At 40.8% G+C, this 3060-nt stretch carries 4 protein-coding genes; 1 reads left to right on the top strand and 3 read right to left on the bottom strand.

The window, feature by feature from the left end:
* Positions 1 to 112 precede the first annotated feature (112 nt).
* The 3 genes from D6774_01155 to D6774_01145 are packed head-to-tail and all read right to left on the bottom strand — an operon-like array spanning position 113 to position 1016.
* Entirely contained in the window at positions 113 to 472 is a 360-nt protein-coding gene (locus D6774_01155; GenBank protein RME78447.1) for a hypothetical protein, read from the bottom strand.
* Positions 469 to 774: an ArsR family transcriptional regulator gene (locus D6774_01150; protein RME78446.1), complete on the bottom strand. Its 306-nt coding sequence runs from the start codon at positions 772 to 774 to the stop codon at positions 469 to 471. The genes D6774_01155 and D6774_01150 overlap by 4 nt, the downstream gene beginning before the upstream one ends.
* 11 nt (positions 775 to 785) lie before the next feature.
* The gene (locus D6774_01145) at positions 786 to 1016 is read right to left on the bottom strand and encodes a hypothetical protein (protein RME78445.1); all 231 of its coding nucleotides are present in this window, start codon (positions 1014 to 1016) and stop codon (positions 786 to 788) included.
* Between the two features lie 298 nt (positions 1017 to 1314).
* Between D6774_01145 and D6774_01140 the strand changes: the two genes are divergently transcribed.
* On the top strand, positions 1315 to 2619 hold the full coding sequence (locus tag D6774_01140; GenBank protein ID RME78444.1) for an MBL fold metallo-hydrolase: 1305 nt from the start codon (positions 1315 to 1317) through the stop codon (positions 2617 to 2619).
* Positions 2620 to 3060: the final 441 nt, after the last annotated feature.

Raw genomic sequence — 3060 nt, 5'->3', positions numbered from 1 at the left:
TTAGCTTGAATGAGTTCTTTGCAGGACTCACACAGGTAAAATGCCTGGCATTTGTTGGTCGGTATTTCTCCTTCTTGTTTGTGCCCGCATTTCGGACAGGTAAGTGTTGCTTTCATGCTATCACCTTGAATAATGCTGGGACGATGACGTAGAGTAGGAGTACCCAGACGATGAGTGCTATGCCTATGGTAGTGAGGACAAAGTATCTGTGTTTTTTGATAAGATTTACGTTGCAGGCGCCTTCTTTTTTCTTGATAGAGAAGTACAAGGAGAGGAGGAGGAAAAGAGTCGCGAGCGGTATGAAGACAGTCCACCTATACGTTGTTGCGAGTGTTCCTGCAAGTGCCATTGCTCCTGAGACGCTGCTCATGCCGAGAAGAACGAGAACTAGGGGCGTTACGCAGCACAGAGATCCTAAAAGTCCTGCTATGCTTCCTGCGATGATGTTTTCCTTTCGTAAGTGTTGTTTCATTGAATGCACCTCACACAGTATTTTTTGATGTGTTTATGAATAAGTTTAATGAGCGGTTCTATCGTTTCCTTATTGAGTGAATAGATGCGTTCTCTTCCTTTTGCTTGTTGTTTAACAAAGCCACATTTTTTGAGTCGTTGAAGGTTATTGGAGATTGTGCTTTGATCAAAAGGTAATGCTTGAGTGAGCTGCGAGACGTTTTTTGGTCCTTTGAAAAGTTCTTCAAGAATGCGCAGTCTTGTTTTGTTGGAAAGCGTTGCTAAGAAATAGTCGTATGCGGCATCAATCTCAAATATTTCCATAATAGAATATTTCATAAAAAAAATATATAAGCTTTGTGTTTTTTCACAAAACATATAACCAGTACAACCCCTTTAATGAGTGCGTAGAGAAAATGCAATGCAAGGTAGGGATGAATGCGTTTTTTTGGCTGAGCATCAACGAAATCACTGAGTTTTTCCCCCTCGATAAAATCTGAAATAAGGTAGATAACAGGTTCGTTCTTAATGTAAATAGTGTTTTGACTATAATAATGTATGACCATAGAACAGTGTCTAAGCTTGTGGAGTTTTTTACATACACCCTGCTATCGCGTCCTTTCTTGTTGCGCTCAGGGTAGAAGAATTTCGCCGCCCTCTCGATACCTGTGCCGATCTCTTCCACAAGGTACACTTCTCCCTCGTAACCATCACCCAATTTACTGATGATACGAAATCGTTGGTGGATGATGCTGCCCAGCGGAAAATCAAAAATCATGAGGACAGTACATCTAAAAGAATATTAAAATCTATGGAAAACGCGAATCAGGTAGACTTAAAAATAAAGAGTCGGCATAACCCAGTATGATTGAAATTTGTGCAGTGTCAGGCTATGAAGAAGTTGGCGGTAACCTTACCGCTGTTCGCGTTGACGACGACGTTATTCTTCTTGATATGGGTATTAATGTTGAGCACTTCATTGAGGCAAGTGAGCAAAACGCGCGAAGTGCTGATGAATTAATGCATCTTAAAGCAATTCCCAACATCACACTCATTAAAGATTGGGCAAAAGATGTCAAGGCAATCATTCCCTCGCACGCACATCTTGATCACATCGGTGCAATTCCCCATCTTGAAAAAAAATTTGATGCTCCCATTATGGGAACTCCTTTTACCATTGCAGTTCTTGAACAAATCGCAAAAAATGAGAAAATTGTGCTTAAAAATCCTTGTAAAAAACTTCGCTATAATAAGAAGTATCAGATTACAAAGAATGTCTCTGTTGAACTGATTGAGATTACGCATTCCGCACCTCATGCAGCTCTTATTGTCCTTCGCACACCGTATGGAAATATTGTGTATGGTAATGATTTCAAGATGGATCACTCCCCCACTCTAGGACTTCCTCCCGATATTGAGAGAATGAAAAAACTCGGAGAGGAAGGAGTTAAAGTGTTTCTGATCGACTCTACGCGTATTGTTGAGGAAGGCAGAACAGAGTCCGAGGCGCACGCTGCAAAAAAAGTGCGAGAAGCAATGCTCAAGAATGCAGAGGGCGGACTTATTGTTTCAACATTCTCTTCTCACATTGCACGTATTAGAACTATTTGTGAAACCGCTCAGGAAATGGGACGAGAAGTTCTTTTCATGGGAAGGTCTCTTTCAAAATATTTGCTTGCTGCAAAGGATGTTGGGTTGTTTGATTATGAACCCTATGGAGAGCTTGTACCGTACAAATCAATGATTCGAAAAAAACTCAAAAGTATTGCAAAGAATCTTGACAAATACGTTCTACTCGTAACAGGCCATCAAGGAGAACCACAAGCAGTTCTTTCTTCTATGATTCGTAACCAACTACCTTGTGTTATAAAAGAAGGAGATTGCGTTATTTTTTCCTGCACCGTTATTCCTACTGAGGCAAATATTGCGCAACGGGAAAAACTTGATCAGCTCATCATGGAAAAAAACATCTCTATTGAAAAAGACGTGCATGCGTCAGGTCATCCCCGTCAGGAAGACGTTGCTGAAATTCTCTCCTATCTTAAACCAGAATTAGTTATCCCTTCTCATTGCACACCAGAGTTCAGAGAAGAAATGGCCAAATTTGTTGAATCACTCGGCTACAACGTAAAAGTGATGCGAGATGGTGAAAGAATTGTGGTCGAATAGACCATTAATCCAGTTTACATAGTAGGGTATTTACCTATTTCTAAAGGTGTTTGTTAGCGCTTATAATTAATTACGATTTCTTGAAGAGAGAACTTTACTCGAATCCATGCACGCACACTAAGCCTTTGGCAGTCAACGGTACCTCCTTGGAAAAGAGATCTGATGTTTTTGTACCCTGCTAGGAGTTAGGAAGATAGGGTTTTCTCAGTTTCCTCAATCAAATACGTTGTGGCTCATAAGGTCTGTATCTCAATCTGTTCTCTTCACCACCCGTTAATATTAATAATATAAATAATATGAAAAAAATATTAGTACTCTCCAGGGACAACTGCCTTTGAAAAAGAGGTGGGAGGCCCGCCATGACCAACCCCCAACAAGTAATTGACGGACTCGTCTGCAAAGTCCTTCGGGCAGAGCTCACCCCTCAAGAAGGTGTTAAAG

Source organism: Candidatus Woesearchaeota archaeon (genome assembly GCA_003695435.1).
GTDB lineage: Archaea > Nanobdellota > Nanobdellia > Woesearchaeales > UBA11576 > J101.
The sequence above is the reverse complement of the archived record's forward strand: the minus strand, read 5'-3'. Positions and strand labels throughout refer to the sequence as shown.